Origin of the sequence: Peribacillus sp. V2I11, from assembly GCF_030817135.1 — a bacterium.
GTDB classification, from domain to species: domain Bacteria; phylum Bacillota; class Bacilli; order Bacillales; family DSM-1321; genus Peribacillus; species Peribacillus simplex.
This window is the reverse complement of the sequence record NZ_JAUSYW010000002.1, coordinates 38,666-55,065: the sequence shown is the minus strand read 5'-3', so window position 1 is coordinate 55,065 and position 16,400 is coordinate 38,666. Positions and strand designations below refer to the sequence as shown.

The window sequence follows — 16,400 nt, the reverse complement described above, 5'->3', positions numbered from 1 at the left end:
GAATGGATTTTCGAATAAATGAAGAAATTGAAGTGATGAAAAGAAGTATCCGCGACTTTGTTCAAACTGAAGTAGAAGCGGTGGCAATGCAAATCGAAGAAGAAGATAAAATACCTGCAAGAATCATTGAAATGTCCAAAGAACTAGGATTATTTGGTCTTAGTATTCCAGAGGAATACGGCGGACTAGGTATTGGCATGGTTGGGAAATGCGCCTTATACGAAGAAATAGGAGCAACGCATAACGGATACACAACGTTAATCGGGGCGCACACTGGCATTGGCACAGTCGGGATTGTTGAAATGGGAAATGAGGCACAAAAACAAAAATACCTTTCGGATATGGCTGCCGGAGAAAGGATTGGAGCGTTTGCGTTAACGGAGCCATCTGCAGGTTCGAATGCGACCAACCTAAAAACGACGGCGGTTAAAAAGGGCGATAGATACATTTTAAATGGAACGAAACATTATATTACGAATGCAACCGAAGCAGATGTTTTTACCATTATGGCTGTAACTGATCCTTCCAAAGGTGCGAAAGGAATCACCTCCTTTATTGTCGAAAAAGATTTTCCTGGTTTCCAAATAGGGACTGTTGAGAAAAAAATGGGGTTAAAAGGATCGCATTCTGCTGAAGTAATTTTAGAAGATTGTGAGGTTCCAGTTGAAAATGTTTTGGGAGTGGAGGGGCAGGGTTATGTGAATGCTCTCAAAATTTTGACTAATGGACGTGCTGGATTAGCTGCCAGAAATCTCGGTTCATGTCAAAAGTTGCTCGATATGTCTGCAGAGTTTGCTCAACAACGGGTGCAATTTAATGTTCCGATTATCGAACATCAAGCTGTTGCACATATGCTGGCGGAAATGGCCATGGAAATCGAGGCATTACGCTCCTTTACCTATCGAGTGGCCTGGATGGTGGATGAAGGAATGAAGGTCATTAAAGAAGCTGCGATGTTGAAATTGTTTGGTTCAGAAGTTTATAACCGAGTAGCAGATAAGGCTGTTCAGGTTCATGGGGGCATCGGTTATATTGCTGATTATCCGATTGAACGGTTCTTTAGGGATGCTCGGATTACTCGGATTTACGAGGGAACGTCGGAAATTCAAAAAAATATTATTGCCGGGCAATTAAAACAGCAATATAAGCTTTAATTTTTGGTGAGAGAGGGAGAATGAGAATGAGAATGGCGTTAGATGAACAAATCTTTATTGTGAGCGGAGTACGGACACCAATCGCAAGGTATGGTGGTGCATTGAAAGCGGTTAATTCAGGATATTTAGCGACCCATGTCATTAAAGAAGCATTAAATAGAGCGAATATTAGTAGTAATCAAGTAGATGAGGTGATCCTTGGGGAGGTCAGGCAGTCAACAGAATCCTCAAATGTAGCAAGGGTCGCAGCACTAAGGGCAGGGATTCCTGATACTGTACCAGCTTTCACAGTGAATCGCCTATGTGCTTCGGGGATGCAGGCGATTGCCTCTGCTGTCCAACAAATCCAATCTGGTCAAGCAAGTATTGTCGTGGCAGGTGGGACAGAAAATATGAGCCGTGCTCCAATTTATTTACGTGACTCACGTTTTGGTGAGGATCGTGCTCATCTTGTCGACTCAAACATTGAAGCTGGACAGCAACCGATAGAAACGTATGGGGAAAATCTAGGCATGGGGATAACGGCTGAGAATGTGGCGGAAAAATACCAGATCTCCCGGGAAGATCAAGATGCATTTGCATTAGAAAGTCAGCGAAGGGCAGCAGTTGCTATCCGTGACGGCCGTTTTAAAGATGAAATTGTGCCATTTGAAATTAAATCAAAAAAATCTACCTTTTTATTTGAGACTGATGAACATCCAAGACCAGAAACAACTCTTGATAAATTAGCCTCTTTAAAGCCTGCTTTCCGCAAAAACGGCTCGGTAACAGCGGGAAATGCTTGTGGACGTAATGATGGTGCTGCCGCAGTTGTGGTGATGTCGGCTAATAAAGTGGCTGAACTGAATCTCAAGCCTTCTGCTCGAATTGTTGACTGGGCTCAAGTGGGTGTATCACCGGAAATTATGGGTGGTTGGGCCTGTTCCTGCCGTTAAAAAACTTCTTGAAAGAACAGGGAAATCCTTGGAGGAAATTGATTTATTTGAGTTAAATGAAGCCTTTGCTTCTCAGGCACTCGCAAGTATCAGAGAACTAGGGCTTGACAAGGAAAAAGTCAATGTAAATGGCGGAGCGATTGCACTTGGTCATCCAGTAGGTGCAACCGGTGCTCGAATTGTAGTTACGTTAATGCATGAGTTGCAACGCCGTAATCTTAAATATGGGATCGCTACCCTATGTGTAGGCGGCGGGCAAGGTATGGCGATTTTAATCGAAAATCTAGCATAAAACTGCACATGAAAAAGGGAGAGGTAGAATGGGAACTTATCAAAATATCGAAATAAAAAAGAAAAATAGTCTTGCCTACGTTATAATCAACCGTCCTGAGATTCGCAATGCGTTGAGTAAAGAAACATTGCAAGAAATTCTTGGTGCACTCAATGAGCTAAGTGACGATGAGACAGTTGGCTGTGTTATTTTTACTGGTAAAGGAGAGAAATCCTTTGCTGCTGGAGCAGATATTGCTCAGTTAAGGCAAAAGACTGCATTGGATGTTTTCAAACCTGGGGGAATGCAAGAGGTTTTTGATCGGATCGAGATGTATGATAAACCAACCATCGCCATGGTAAATGGCTTTGCTCTAGGTGGCGGATGTGAACTTGCGCTTGCCTGTGATATTAGAGTTGCAGCTTTGAACGCCAAATTTGGACTTCCGGAACTGAATCTTTCGATTATACCTGGAGCGGGAGGCACCCAGCGATTAACCCGTATTGTTGGTAAGGGAAAAGCACTAGATATAATTCTAACTGGGAAAATAATCGATGGAGAAGAAGCCTACCGAATTGGTTTAGTATCAGAAGTTGTCTCTATGGAGGAACTTGAGGCAAAGGTGGAGGAAGTAGCTGGAAAAATCCTTACCAAAGGTCCTCTCGCGGTTAAATTAGCAAAGCTCGCGGTTAAAACCGGATTTGAAACTGACCAAAAATCTGGTTTGTTAATCGAGAAACTCGCTCAGGCTGTACTGTTTTCCACGGAGGATAAATATGAAGGAACGAGTGCGTTTTTAGAAAAAAGGAGCCCTAAATTCACATCTAAATAGAATAGGTAAGCGGTTATTCGATTAAAAAAGAAGGCTGTATCCGAGGAGAAATTTCTTACCGTTCTAGTTTGTTCTAAAGACATAAGTTCCAAAAACGAAACATTAAGTTGTATAATTGAAACAAATGTTGTAAAAATGTTCTGGCATACTGGACAATCTTTAGACGGATATACGACGTAAATAACTTTTATAAGACCTAATATATTAGCTTTTTAAAGGAAAAAAAGTTTTTTATCTCCATATTAAGCAAAATATTTTTAAAATTGGCACAATTATTGCAATTTTAAAATAATAAGTAAATTTTGTTTTGGATGGAAATCATCCTAAGAAGGCCACCCAATAGCTTGGGAGTAAACATCTATTCACTTTGCTTTTTACACTTCAATGAAATTTAGAAACATATTTTTAAATAGTTAGTTTGAAAAATGATTTCACTTAAAAAGGGAGATGTTAGTATGGCAGTTTTGGGAAAAGACATGACATTTGGATTATTCTTTTTGAATTCGGTTGCTCCATGGAAAACGGATGCAGAGGAACTACTTAATGGTTTAGATCAAATTAAGTTGGCAGATGAACTAGGCTTTCAGTCTGCATGGATTGCCGAACATAATGCTCGTGCCTATGGTGTGGTTAGTTCTACGTCCGTTTATTTAGCAGCGGCAGCAGCTATGACTCAGAATATTAAATTAGGTTCAGCTGTTTCTAGATTGCCGTTACACCACCCGCTGAAAGTAGCAGAAGATATGGCCCTTGTGGATATTATCAGTAATGGCCGCCTTTATTTAGGAGTTGGGAAAGGGTATGACAAATTAGAATTTGATGCTTATAATGAGAATTTTGATAATCGTCATGACAAGTACCTTGAATCTCTTGATATTTTAACAACAGCATTGCAAAATGGCAGAGTTAACTATTCAGGTAAATTCTATGATATTAAGGATATACCAATTTATCCGCGTCCAGTACAGAATCCTAGACCACCAATCTTTGTAATGGTTTCTGGAAATGATGCTTCAATGATTAATGCGGCAAAGCAGGGACATTCATTTGTGTTAGGTGGCATTAAGAATGATGACACGAAACATAAAATTGCGTTATACCGAGAAACTTCCTTGGCTTCCGGTCTAACAGAGGAGTACGTAGAAGAAGCTGTTGCCAGATCAGGGAAATTATTATTCTGCTTTGTCGGCAATACAACGGAACAAGCGGAAGAAGATTACAGAGAAGGTTTAGAATGGTATATGAGTGAACGCGATAATCGTCCTACTTTTGGTGTTAACAGCAGAGATCGAAATGTCGATTATGATAGTTTCTTAAAGTCAGAGAATACACTAGTCGGTTCTCCTGAAAAAGTTATTCAAGATATTGAAAGATATAAACAGGAAACAGGATTAAATAACATCATTCTTTGGATGAATATTGGCGGGCAGCGTCAAGAGAAAGTTATTAAGTCAATGAAGTTATTCTCTGAAAAAATTATGCCGTACTTTACAAATCAATCAGTGTTATCTAAATCTTAATTAATTTTTTAAAGCGCTTACTTGAAATGATGAAGATTGATATTTTATATAAAGGGGTCTCTCCTTATATAAGTTTGAATCAAATTTCAAAGGTGCCATGTGGTTTATGATTTCAATTTGTCTATTGATTGTGCTTCTCTATATTTCCCCAGATAAAACACTGTTTCTGCTGAATACAATGAAATAACTCAGGAGTAGAGCACTCTAAAAATCAAGAAGACTCTTAATTCGGGGTGAGAAATTTTGCGTAGACTTGAAGGAAAGATAGCTTTGGTGACTGGTGGTACAAAAGGGCAAGGGGAAGCCATTTCTAAGCTTTTTGCTAAAGAAGGAGCAACAGTCATTCTTGCGGATATTTCCAATGAAGGACAAGAAGTCGTTACTAACATTAACGATAATGGCGGAAATGCTCATTTTGTTCAATTGGATGTGTCGAAAAGTAATGAGTGGGAATCGACTATTCGTTTTATTGAAGAAAATTTTAACAAATTAGATATTCTAGTAAATAATGCAGGAATACCTGGAGCCCAAACTATAGAAACACTTACCGAAGATGAATGGCAGAACATCATGGATGTGAATGCTAAGAGTGTATTCCTTGGCATGAAGACTGCGGTTGGGTTAATGAAAAAAAATCCCGTTGGTGGTTCAATTATTAACAACTCTTCCATTTGGGGATTAGTTGGAAGTGGAAGATCTGCTGGTTACCAAGGGTCAAAAGGTGCAGTGACTCTTTTGACTAAAACAGCAGCAGTTGAGTTTTCAAAGTATAATATTAGGGTGAATTCCATTCATCCAGGTATTATCCTAACGCCAATGGTAAAAAACTCCTTAGCAAGTGGGCGAGGACAAATATTGATTGATAACACACCGCTTAAAAGACCTGGTAAGCCCGAAGAAGTGGCTAATGCTGTGCTGTTTCTAGCATCTGATGAATCGTCCTATATTACGGGTGTTGCTCTGCCAATTGATGGAGGATATACAGCGTGTTAATCTTTAAATTCCGCCTTATTCCTGACAAATCTAGTAAAATAAGATTAAATGAAACTTATTAAGGGGGGAAAAGAATGAGTACGATTCAGTCATTAACTGGGGAAATCTCGATTGAAGACCTAGGATATACTTTAATCCATGAGCATTTACGAACACGGGATGAGCGGGTTGTGGCGCAGTTTCCACATTTATATGATGTAGAAGAGGAGGTTGCTCTAGCCGTTGAGCAAGTGAAAGCGGCAAAGGAACGGGGAGTACAGACGATTTTTGATCCAACGGTCATGGGATTAGACCGGGATGTACGTTTTATGAAAAGGATTGCAGACGAAACCGGCATGCAAATTATTGCAGCGACTGGTATCTACACCTTTCATTACTTACCTACTCGTTTCGTGGCAAACGATATTGATTTCATGGCCAAACAATTTGTTCGCGATATAGAGGTTGGTGTACAAAATACTTCAATTCGGGCCGGCTTTTTAAAATGTGCCACCGATATTCAAGGAGTAACCCCTGATGTCGAAAAAGTCATCCGGGCTGTAGCAAGGGCGCATCATCAAACGGGGGTTCCGATTATGACCCATTCTCATCCAGCTTCTGAAACAGGGCTTAAGCAAATTGCCATCTTCAAAGAAGAAGGAGTTCCATTAAATAATGTTCTAATTGGTCATTGCGGGGACACAGACAACTTAGATTATATTGAGAGAGTGATAGACAGTGGAGCATTTATTGGAATGGACCGCTATGGAATCACACGAGTTTTATCGACGGAAAAAAGGAATCAAACCGTTATAGAATTAGTAATAAGAGGTTATGCCAATCGTATGTTTTTATCACAGGATTATTGCTGTACAACAGATTTTCATAAGCCGGAAGCTGCTAAAAGGGCTCATTATCCTGATTGGTCGATGACCTTCTTAATGGACAAGGTGATCCCGACATTAAAAGAAAATGGGGTATCCGCAAAACACATTCAGACGATGATGGTTGAAAATGTTAAATCCTGGATATCGATTAATTAAAAAGTAAAATTTAAGTCTCGCAAAATATGCGGGGCTTTATTATATTTAATAGAATTTTTTATACCTTTATAATATTCGTTCGATATAATAATTAAAAAATAGATAAGTAGATTTTTAAAATGAAAGGGGAAGAAAAATGCTTAAAATACTGGTTTCGGGATCTTCACCATTAGATGAATATGTAAGAACAGAAATCGTCAAACGAAAAGGTAATATGAAGGAGCTAGTTGTTCAAACCCTTGAATCTATTTTTATTCTAAAAAATCCCACCTATATCACGGATGACGATGTATTAATTTGTGGTGCGATGTTATTTGAGCAATTTAAGAAATTAAAAGTACGGGGAAATATTATTCCATTACGTGTCCAGACGAATGATTTTTATAAAGCTTTAGTAGAGGCTTCGAAGTTTAGTAATGAAGTAAATGTGATTAACTATCAAAAAGAGTATATTCAGACTCAACGGAACTATATAAATGATGGGCATGACGAATTGGATCATATCTTCAAAATTAAGGTGAATCAGTATACCTATAGAAATAAAGAGGAAGCTTATGAATTGGTCAGAAGATTACATGAAGAAGGCCAAAAAGTGGTAATTGGGTCGGGACTTGTTGTAAGACTTGCCAAAAAATTTGGAATGGAAGGGATCCTTTGGTACGGAAAAGAAAGCGTCGGTCTTGTTGTAGATATTGCCTTTAATATCTTAACAGCAAAGGTAGCGGAGCAGAGTAACCAGAAAAGGCAAAGCTATATATTAGAAAACTTCCGCGAGGGTGTTATTAATCTTAATGTATCAGCTAGGGTGTTAAGTATTAACAATCATGCGATTGAGTTACTTGGACTCAGTGAGTATGGGGACCTTTCTTCCCAGCATATCAGTGAAATTGTACAGGAAAGTGAAATTTTAGAAGTTTTATCGACCAATAAAGTCGTCAAAGATATAGTTGTATCTTATAAAAAACGAACGCTATTAATGAATACATTACCAATCCATGTAAATGGCAGTTACAATGGAATTGTCGCCATTTTTTCTGATGCAGAGACCCTCCAGCAACAGGAAAATAAAATTAGACGTAAAATGAATTATAAGGCTGATATCGCGAAATACCAATTTAGCGACATTATTGGTCAAAGTGACCAAACAATTAAAGTGATAAATAAAGCCAAGAAATTTGCTCGTTCCGATTCCAATGTGTTGATTCTTGGCGAGTCCGGTACGGGGAAGGAATTATTTGCACAAAGCATCCACAATGAAAGCAAGCGAAGAAACCACCCTTTTATTGCGATAAACTGTGCAGCCATTCCTGAAAATTTATTAGAAAGCGAATTCTTCGGCTATAATGATGGCGCTTTCACAGGGGCGAAAAAAGGTGGCAATCCAGGTTTGTTTGAGTTGGCACATAATGGAACCGTTTTTTTAGATGAAATTGGCGAGATTTCATTAAGTATGCAGGCAAAGCTACTGAGGGTGTTACAAGAGAATGTGGTTAGGAGACTAGGTAGTTCAAGCGGGATCCCAATTAACATCAGAGTCATTTCGGCTACAAACGTTAATTTAATTGAGGAAGTGAAGAATGGGAAATTTAGAATGGATTTATACTATCGAATTGCCGTATTAAATCTATTTTTACCGAAATTAAGTAATCGGAAGGGAGATATTCCACTCTTAGTTAAAGCGTTTACTGCTAAAAACTATCCTGCTTTTATGCCGCTAATTGAAGAAGTATTAGATGATGTCGTTCCTTTATTAGAGGCTCATGAATGGTATGGGAATATCCGCGAATTTGAAAATACAATGGAGCGGATGTTTGCTTATATCGAAACGCCTCAACAGGTGACAAAAAAGGAAGTGTTTCATCATTTAAGAGAAGCGATTGAAGAAAATTCTTTGTTACTAGATGAAGTGAACTTTGATAATTCATCGTATCAAGAAGTGATAAAAGATATGGAAACCAGCAAAATAAAAGAAGTATTAGAAAAAACGAATGGCAATAAGAAAGAAGCAGCTGAAATTTTGGGCATTAGTAGAAGTACTCTTTGGAGAAAACTGAACGAACCAGTGAAAACGAAATAGACAAATAGAACCCTAGAAACTCTTAGTGTGTTGAATAAGCAAGATTATCTATTGCTTGTTTTATACATTAAGAGTTTTTTTGTGTCTCATTATTAAAACGCTGAATTCAAACGTGAAACATCAATCCGTGAAAAGAACTAGAAGATGATAAGCAAAGAAAAAAGTGCTTTGAATTTTTACAAGGGTTTCCAAAATGTGCGGTAAGGGTTGTAACGGTCGACAAAACCAGTGATTACAATGATTTGCCTAAATTATTAGTTAATTCTACACGTTTCAAAAATATTGTTAAATAAAAAAACAGGAAAATCAATCATATTTAGAAGAGTTGGCACGGAATTTGCAATATTAAAAGTGAAAAGAAGATGAAGGAGTGATAAATACTTGAAACCTCATTTAAGAGCATTATTCGACCCTGAAGGCATTGCCATTATTGGTGCTTCACCCGATCATAAAAAAATTGGAGGAAGACCTTTAAGTTATCTTCAGAGATATGGGTTTGAAGGTGTAATTTATCCTATCAACCCAAAATATGAAGAAATGAATGGTCTGAAGTGTTATCCAGATATAAAAATGGTGGAGGAACAGGTAGATTTAGCGATTATCGCCGTGCCAAAGACAGCTGTCTTAGAAACCTTTAAAAAATGTGCAGAAAGAAAGGTTCGTTCAGTTGTCATTTTTAGTGCTGGTTTTGCTGAAGTCGATGAAGAGGGGAAGAAATTGCAAGAACAAATTTCCTTGATCGCTAAGCAAAATAATGTAAACGTTTTAGGGCCAAACTGTTTAGGGATGTTTAACGTAAGAAAAGGGGTTTACGGGACCTTTTCAACGATCATTGAGAATGAAAAGCCTTTGCAAAGCAATATTGGGTTTGTCAGTCAAAGCGGTGCTTTTGGTTCCCATGTTTTTACGTTAGCGAGACAAAGAAATATAGGTTTTAGTTCTTTTGTCGCCACCGGCAACGAAAGTGATGTTGATGTGGCGGATTGCATTGAATATCTGGCTCAAGACCCTAGTACGGACGTCATTGCATGTTATATCGAAGGAACGAAAGATGGAGAGAAACTCATTGACGCATTTAGGACAGCTCGAAAGAACAATAAACCAGTGATTGCTTTAAAGGTAGGTAGAACTAATGTGGGAAAGAAAGCAGCACTATCACATACTGGATCTCTCGTAGGATCAGATGAAGTGTTCGATACCGTTTTTAAACAAAATGGAGTTTATCGTGCTGAAACCATCGAGGAATTTTTAGATGTCGTCTATGCTACATCAAAATTACCATTTCCAAAGGATAACAATGCAGCAGTGTTTACGATATCTGGGGGAGTTGGAATCATGTTGGCAGATCAACTGGCGGTTAATGGATTTACCTTACCGGAGACTCCAGATGATGTTAAAAAGAAGTTACGAAAAATCCTCCCAATTGCTGGGGTTCAAAATCCAATCGATACAACTGCACAAATTTCATACATTCCTACACTGCTTGAGGATTTTATGGATTCTGTTCTCTCAAGCGGTCAATACGGCTCGGCACTCGTGTTCTTAGGTTTTGCTGGTTTAAAATTAGACTCTTTGAAAGCGAGAATCGAGACATTAGTGAAATTGAAGGAGCGATACCCAGAGATTCCACAAATTGTGGTTACCATCACGAACGAAACTTCTAGACAAATGTTTAGTGATGCCGGACTGATCGTGATAGACGACCCTTCAAGGGCAGTAACGGTGGCCAAAGCCTTGCAATATTTTGGCCAGGGTGAAATCGATGAGGTACATGACATCTACGATTTTTCAAAAGAAGACGTATTTGGTCACTCTCAAGCCTTAACCGAGTATCGAAGCAAGAACATTCTTAAACAGTTCGGGATACCTATTACTCAAGAAAAATTGGCTGTAACACCACAACAGGCGATCCAATATGCAAATGAAATTGGGTATCCTGTGGTGTTAAAGGGAATGTCGCCACAAATTTTGCATAAGACCGATAAAGGATTAGTGTTCTTAAATCTAAAAGACAGTGAAGAGGTACAAGAAAAATACCACCTTTTAAAATCAATCATTGAAAGTACCGAAGGTGCCGAATTTGAAGGGGTTTTGGTTCAAGAAATGTTAAAAGAAGACTCTGTTGAAATGGTGATTGGCTCGAAGAAAGACCCAATCTTTGGTCAAATTGTCATGGTCGGCTTAGGTGGCATCTACATTGAAGTGTTAAAAGATGTGGCGATGAGAAAAGCTCCTGTGTCAGTCAATGAAGCAAAGAATATGATCTATGAATTAAAAGCCAGCCCAATACTACAATCTTACCGCGGAAAGCCGCCATATGACATTGAAAAGCTTAGCCTATTAATCTCTCAATTTAGCCATTTCATCATAGCTCAAGGAGAGAAATTAGTTGAAGTCGATTTAAACCCAGTCATGGTCTTTGCCAAAGGAAAAGGCATCAAAGTGGCAGATGGTTTAATGACACTCGAGAAAAGAATGATCCATTCATAATAATTATAAATAGACTATAAAACCAAAAGGAGAGTTAGCAGATGGATTTTAATATGCCAGAAGAAACACAAGAAATTATTAATGGTATAAAACAATTTATAAATAAAGTGGTTATTCCTCTGGAAGAAGAAAACCGTGACCTGCTTTACAATGAGCGTAAGTATTATTTAGAAGACGGCCGCCGTCATCCAAAAGTAGAAGAGTTACGAAGAATCGTGCGCAAGGAATCAGCGAAAGCAGGGTTTTATACCATGTTTGGTGCTGAAGAACTAGGAGGCGGAGGCTTCGGTCCGCTTACAGCTCTATTAGTCAATGAAGCAATCGGGAAACATTATCCACATCGTAAATTAATCGAACATGTGGTCATTCCTTCTCCATTTACAAACGGCTTAACCCCTGTTTTAAATGGCTTGAAACAGGAACTGAAAGATAAATACATCGAAGGCATTGGTTCTGGCGAAAAAACCCTATGTTTCGGTTTAACAGAGCCAGATGCTGGTTCGGATGTTTGGGGGATTAAAACTCGGGCAGTAAAGGACGGAAATGAGTGGGTGCTTAATGGAACGAAACAATGGATTTCCCATGCTCATTATGCTGACTATTGTATGTTGTTTGCTGTCACCAACCCCGAATTGCAAGCGAAACGAAAAGGCGGGATTACTTGTTTCTTTGTTGAAACGAAGTTAGAAGGATTTAATGTTGATTCCGTTATTCCAGTAATGGGCTCACTAGGCGGTGATGCGACCATTATCAGTATTGATAATCTTCGAATTCCTGAGGAAAACATCATTGGAGAATTAGACCAAGGTTTTGGCAAGGCCATGAATGGAATCAATAACGGCCGTTTAGGAATGAGCGGCAAATGTATTGGATCAGCCCAGTGGGCATTGCAAAAGGCTGTTGAATACTCGAAAATCCGTAAAACCTTTGGAAAAACACTTTCAGAACATCAAACAATTCAAAATATGTTAGCAGAATGTGCGCTGGATATTTATGCTGCCAGAAATATGGCGCTAAACTGTGCATGGAAAATTGAAAACAGCACTAAAACACCTACAAAGGAAATTTCAATGGTAAAGGCTTTTTGTACCGAAATGATGGGAAGGGTTTATGACCGTGCGATTCAGATACATGGGGGTATGGGGCTTTCGAATGAACTGGGGCTTGAAGAAGGATATCGAAATGCGAGACTTGTAAGAATTCCTGACGGTACATCCGAAATCCATCGCCGGACCATTGCAAGAAGCTTATTAAAAGGAGATCTATCATTCTAAAGGAAGAGGAAGGTGTACTTTTATGTCAGAAAAAACTGTACTGATTGAAAAAAAAGGACGAATCGCTTTTATCATTTTAAACAGACCAGAGAAGCTTAATGCCTTAAATGCCGATTTATTTAAAGAATTGGATGAAGCGTTGGAAGAACTTAAAAATGATGCTGGAGTAAGTGTTCTTATTATCAAAGGAAATGGGCGTGCCTTTAGTGTTGGATACGATGTGTCTAAATATAATAATCGAACGGTCCAGGAAGATAGAGACAAGTTAGAAGAATATACGAGAAGATGGCTAAGAATTTGGGAATTTCCGAAGCCAATCATTGCTCAGGTTCAAGGTTTTGCCCTTGCTGGTGGCACACAGCTTTTGGCTTGCTGTGACATTGTAATCACTGATGAAGAGGCACAGTTCGGTTTTCCTTCCTTGCCATTAGGTGGCGGTTTTGTTGGCATTTATTGGGGCTGGCATGTTGGTCCTCAGCGTGCGAAGATGCTTGATTTAACAGCTGGCAGCCGTATTACAGGGAAAGAAGCTACTGAGTATGGATTGGCCGCCAAATGCTTCAAACGTGAAGAACTCGAGGAAGAAACCTTAAATATTGCTCGTGGAATTGCCAAAACGCCTTTAGACATTTTAATTCTGAAGAAAAAAGCACATAACCGGATAATGGAGCTGCAAGGATTTAGAACAGGTATTATGTTTGGCCCGGAACAAGACGCCATCATCCACACAGCGGATGGGATTAAAGTAGTTCATGAAAAAATCAAAGAACTTGGACTTAAAGGTGCGATTGAGTGGTTTAATAGCCAAGAAGTTTAATAATGAAATAGACATTGCTCAGAGTTGGCGTAAAGGAGGAGAAGAATAATGGATTTTACTGATAAAGTAGTCATTATTACCGGTGGAGCTCGGGGGATTGGTGCGAAAACCGCTCTCCTGTTCGCAGAAAAGGGAGCGAAAGTTGCGATATTTGATCAAAATGAACAGGGTGCAAAAGAAACAGTGGAACAGATCCATAGCACTGGTGGAGAATGTCTGACCTTTCGTGTCGATATTACCAAGCGAAAAGATGTCACAAGCTGTGTTGAACAGGTTAATGAAGTATACGGAAAAATCGATATCCTCGTTAATAATGCGGGAGTATTGAAAGATAACATCATCGGCGAGATGACAGAAGAAGAATGGGATTTTGTATTAGACGTCAATTTAAAGGGGAGTTATATTTGTGCTCAAGCCGTCCAAAAATATATGGTCAATCAAGGCCACGGAAAAATTGTCATGACTTCCTCCCAAGCCGCAGTAGGAGCCCGCGGACGCGTGAACTATTCGGCAGCTAAAGCAGGAATTCAAGGAATGACCAAGACCCTTGCTATTGAATTAGGTCCATACGGAATTAATGTAAATGCGGTGGCACCAGGGTTTATTGAGACAGAAATGAGCAAAGTCTCAGAAGCATATGCCAAGTGCCGAGGTATTGAAAACTTTTCAGAAGTGAAAAAAGCCATTATTCAAAGAAATCCCATTCAACGACTAGGTCAGCCGGAGGATGTCGCTAACGTAATTTTATTCTTAACCTCCAAAGAAGCCAGCTACGTGACGGGACAGGTGATTTATGTATCAGGATCACCTGTCGTGTAAGTCTAATTTATATAAAGTTATGAAGTTTTTAGAGGAGGGTAATAGTGAAAATCATCGGCATAAGCGGGACGTTAGTAGGCTCAAAGACCAAAATTGTCACAGAGTTTCTTTTAAATGAGGTTAAAAACCAGTATCCAGAGTATGAGGTGGAATTGGTAGACCTAAAGAATTTTTCCTTAGATTTCTGTGATGGCAGGCCAATTACTCAATATAACGAGTATACTCAGGTGCTAATTTCAAAAATGGAAAAAGCGGATGGGTATATTTTAGGCACAACGATTATGCATGGGTCCATTCCAGGAATTTTAAAGAACCTCTTTGACCTAATCCCACCTACTATACTTGAAGGCAAACCGATTGCGCTTGCTGCAAATGGCGGGAATCCAGAGCATGCTCAAGCAATTGAAAAACACCTTAAACCAATTACTGATTATTTAAAGATGAAGAATGTTGCAAACTATGTTTTTGCTACATCAAAAGATTTCAATCTTCAAAATGAAATTGATAATCCAGAAATTCAAGATCAGATACGCAATCTAGCGAAAGAGTACGGGGAATTATTAATCAGTGCTGCCAATTGATTAAAGGAAATATTCGATGTTCATCATCGATTGAAAATGAGGGGACCATATGGAATTTGAAAAAAACAATATTCATTTAACAGATTATTCTTTTCAAAAACTGTGTGATTTAGAATTTGGTATTAACCGTGGTGTCTATAACGAAATTGACAAGTATTTTTACCATATCGGAATTATAAATATTTTAGAACGAAGAAAACAAATCTTAAGATTCATTCAGTTTCATGCTACTGCTGAAAAGAAAAGGGTCAGATTTGGTAACGGCGGCTTGCGTCAAAGGTTAATAGAGTATATGGATAAAGTCGCCATTTAAGAAACGAGGTTTTCCTATGGAGGAATATAAATGGGGAATAGGCTAAGTAATAGGCAAATACAGCTAAAGAAAAATTTTACCGAAATAAACCGATATTGGCATGATGTGTGGGATGAATTATTAGTTCTTGATGAAGAATTCTTTGAAATACTTTCGAACTTCACTTTTGTACCATGGAAAACAGGTGTCCTTGAGCCAAAGATTAAAGAGCTTATTAATGTTGCCATTAGTGCATCACCTACTCATTTATCAGCCCCTGCAACGAGAATTCATATTCAAAACGCTCTCCGGTTTGGTGCAACTAGTGAAGAAATTTTAGAAGTATTTAAGGTTGTCAGTGTTCTAGGCATGCATACCTGTGCTGTAGGTGTTCCATTGATGGCAGAAGAGTTTGAATTGGAAGCTTTATTCAAAGATGCCCATTTAACCGACCAACAGAAGCAATCAAAGACAGATTTTATTGAGCAAATGGGCTACTGGAACGGTTTTAGAGATGTCCTGTTGCAAATGGACGAGAAATTCTTTGAGAGTTACACCGATTTATTAACTGCACCCCTGAAGAGTGGAGTATTGGAGCCAAAGATTATTGAATTTATATATATAGCGATTGATGCCTCAACTACTCATTTATTTAGGAAAGGTATCCAAGTACATCTGAAAAATGCGCGAAAGTACGGAGCGACAAGTGAGGAGATTTTAGAAGTATTCCAATTAACTTCCTCTTTGGGCTTTGATACGCTGTTAATGGGAATACCTATTTTAATAGAAGAAATGATCAAGAGAAGTAGATAGTTTTTAACTAGATACCGTTGCATCGCGTTTATTCAAAGAGAGAGGCGAATGGGGAATATAAGCAGAAAATAATTGAAAGGGGTGGATGGATAAGGTGGATTTGAAAGAAAGATACGAGAGTTCTCCACTTTGGGACCTGATTGGAATCAAAGTCGATTCTCTTGAATCAAATCAAGCAAAAATCCGATTATCAATTACGAAGTCGCTTTTAAATGGAAATCAGGTGTTGCATGGAGGGATTTTTTCCACCCTATTGGATGCAGCGATGGGGATTAATTTTAAGCTGCGTGTTGGTGAGGTTAAATTTGCCACTATTTCTTTAACCACCCAATATTTAAAGCCGGCTAAAGAAGGCGAAACACTCTTTGCTACTGCAGAAGTCATACAACAAGGAAAAATTATTGCTTCTATTGAAGCTCGAATTGTCAATGAGCGTGGTGAACTAGTCAGTATTGGGTTGGCAACCTTTAAAATAACTCGCTCTCGCAGTTAACGCCATTGGAAGGCTCA

14 protein-coding genes and 1 pseudogene are annotated in these 16,400 nt (G+C 38.8%); all 15 read left to right on the top strand.

What is annotated here, in order from left to right:
• The first annotated feature begins 2 nt into the window (after positions 1-2).
• The 15 genes and pseudogenes from QFZ73_RS26820 (at position 3) to QFZ73_RS26750 (ending at position 16,383) form a co-directional block, all read left to right on the top strand.
• Positions 3-1,154, top strand: coding sequence for an acyl-CoA dehydrogenase family protein (locus tag QFZ73_RS26820; RefSeq protein WP_307273384.1), 1,152 nt, complete (start codon positions 3-5; stop codon positions 1,152-1,154).
• Positions 1,155-1,186: 32 nt separating this feature from the next.
• A pseudogene (locus QFZ73_RS26815) lies at positions 1,187-2,381 on the top strand (thiolase family protein).
• A 28-nt stretch (positions 2,382-2,409) separates the two neighbouring features.
• Positions 2,410-3,192 (top strand): enoyl-CoA hydratase/isomerase family protein, encoded by a 783-nt coding sequence (locus QFZ73_RS26810; RefSeq protein WP_268589705.1) that lies wholly within the window; start codon positions 2,410-2,412, stop codon positions 3,190-3,192.
• A 455-nt stretch (positions 3,193-3,647) separates the two neighbouring features.
• Positions 3,648-4,712, top strand: coding sequence for an LLM class flavin-dependent oxidoreductase (locus QFZ73_RS26805; protein WP_307273381.1), 1,065 nt, complete (start codon positions 3,648-3,650; stop codon positions 4,710-4,712).
• Positions 4,713-4,955: 243 nt separating this feature from the next.
• Positions 4,956-5,705, top strand: a complete 750-nt coding sequence (locus QFZ73_RS26800; RefSeq protein WP_307273379.1) for an SDR family NAD(P)-dependent oxidoreductase — start codon at positions 4,956-4,958, stop codon at positions 5,703-5,705.
• A 74-nt stretch (positions 5,706-5,779) separates the two neighbouring features.
• Positions 5,780-6,727, top strand: a complete 948-nt coding sequence (locus tag QFZ73_RS26795) for a phosphotriesterase family protein (RefSeq protein WP_307273376.1) — start codon at positions 5,780-5,782, stop codon at positions 6,725-6,727.
• A gap of 136 nt (positions 6,728-6,863) precedes the next feature.
• Positions 6,864-8,804: a sigma 54-interacting transcriptional regulator gene (locus tag QFZ73_RS26790; protein ID WP_307273374.1), complete on the top strand. Its 1,941-nt coding sequence runs from the start codon at positions 6,864-6,866 to the stop codon at positions 8,802-8,804.
• A gap of 381 nt (positions 8,805-9,185) precedes the next feature.
• Positions 9,186-11,294: an acetate--CoA ligase family protein gene (locus QFZ73_RS26785; protein ID WP_307273371.1), complete on the top strand. Its 2,109-nt coding sequence runs from the start codon at positions 9,186-9,188 to the stop codon at positions 11,292-11,294.
• Positions 11,295-11,335: 41 nt separating this feature from the next.
• Positions 11,336-12,568, top strand: coding sequence for an acyl-CoA dehydrogenase family protein (locus QFZ73_RS26780; protein ID WP_307273364.1), 1,233 nt, complete (start codon positions 11,336-11,338; stop codon positions 12,566-12,568).
• 22 nt (positions 12,569-12,590) lie between these two features.
• A complete protein-coding gene (locus tag QFZ73_RS26775; RefSeq protein ID WP_268589712.1) occupies positions 12,591-13,385 on the top strand; it encodes an enoyl-CoA hydratase-related protein in 795 nt (264 codons plus the stop codon).
• Positions 13,386-13,433: 48 nt separating this feature from the next.
• Positions 13,434-14,204, top strand: coding sequence for an SDR family NAD(P)-dependent oxidoreductase (locus tag QFZ73_RS26770; protein WP_268589713.1), 771 nt, complete (start codon positions 13,434-13,436; stop codon positions 14,202-14,204).
• A gap of 44 nt (positions 14,205-14,248) precedes the next feature.
• Positions 14,249-14,785 carry an NADPH-dependent FMN reductase gene (locus tag QFZ73_RS26765; protein ID WP_307273355.1) on the top strand — a complete coding sequence of 179 codons (537 nt, stop codon included), beginning with the start codon at positions 14,249-14,251 and terminating at the stop codon, positions 14,783-14,785.
• A gap of 49 nt (positions 14,786-14,834) precedes the next feature.
• Positions 14,835-15,098: a hypothetical protein gene (locus QFZ73_RS26760; RefSeq protein ID WP_268564815.1), complete on the top strand. Its 264-nt coding sequence runs from the start codon at positions 14,835-14,837 to the stop codon at positions 15,096-15,098.
• Positions 15,099-15,128: 30 nt separating this feature from the next.
• The gene (locus QFZ73_RS26755) at positions 15,129-15,890 is read left to right on the top strand and encodes a carboxymuconolactone decarboxylase family protein (protein WP_307273350.1); all 762 of its coding nucleotides are present in this window, start codon (positions 15,129-15,131) and stop codon (positions 15,888-15,890) included.
• An 85-nt stretch (positions 15,891-15,975) separates the two neighbouring features.
• Positions 15,976-16,383: a PaaI family thioesterase gene (locus QFZ73_RS26750; protein WP_268589717.1), complete on the top strand. Its 408-nt coding sequence runs from the start codon at positions 15,976-15,978 to the stop codon at positions 16,381-16,383.
• The last annotated feature ends 17 nt before the right edge of the window (positions 16,384-16,400 follow it).

Bases quoted from the DNA above. Each gene is read 5' to 3' on its own strand.
- QFZ73_RS26820 (WP_307273384.1), top strand. From the start codon at position 3: ATGGATTTTCGAATAAATGAAGAAATTGAAGTGATGAAAAGAAGTATC.
- QFZ73_RS26810 (WP_268589705.1), top strand. From the start codon at position 2,410: ATGGGAACTTATCAAAATATCGAAATAAAAAAGAAAAATAGTCTTGCC.
- QFZ73_RS26805 (WP_307273381.1), top strand. From the start codon at position 3,648: ATGGCAGTTTTGGGAAAAGACATGACATTTGGATTATTCTTTTTGAAT.
- QFZ73_RS26795 (WP_307273376.1), top strand. From the start codon at position 5,780: ATGAGTACGATTCAGTCATTAACTGGGGAAATCTCGATTGAAGACCTA.
- QFZ73_RS26790 (WP_307273374.1), top strand. From the start codon at position 6,864: ATGCTTAAAATACTGGTTTCGGGATCTTCACCATTAGATGAATATGTA.
- QFZ73_RS26780 (WP_307273364.1), top strand. From the start codon at position 11,336: ATGGATTTTAATATGCCAGAAGAAACACAAGAAATTATTAATGGTATA.
- QFZ73_RS26775 (WP_268589712.1), top strand. From the start codon at position 12,591: ATGTCAGAAAAAACTGTACTGATTGAAAAAAAAGGACGAATCGCTTTT.
- QFZ73_RS26770 (WP_268589713.1), top strand. From the start codon at position 13,434: ATGGATTTTACTGATAAAGTAGTCATTATTACCGGTGGAGCTCGGGGG.
- QFZ73_RS26760 (WP_268564815.1), top strand. From the start codon at position 14,835: ATGGAATTTGAAAAAAACAATATTCATTTAACAGATTATTCTTTTCAA.
- QFZ73_RS26755 (WP_307273350.1), top strand. From the start codon at position 15,129: ATGGGGAATAGGCTAAGTAATAGGCAAATACAGCTAAAGAAAAATTTT.
- QFZ73_RS26750 (WP_268589717.1), top strand. From the start codon at position 15,976: ATGGATAAGGTGGATTTGAAAGAAAGATACGAGAGTTCTCCACTTTGG.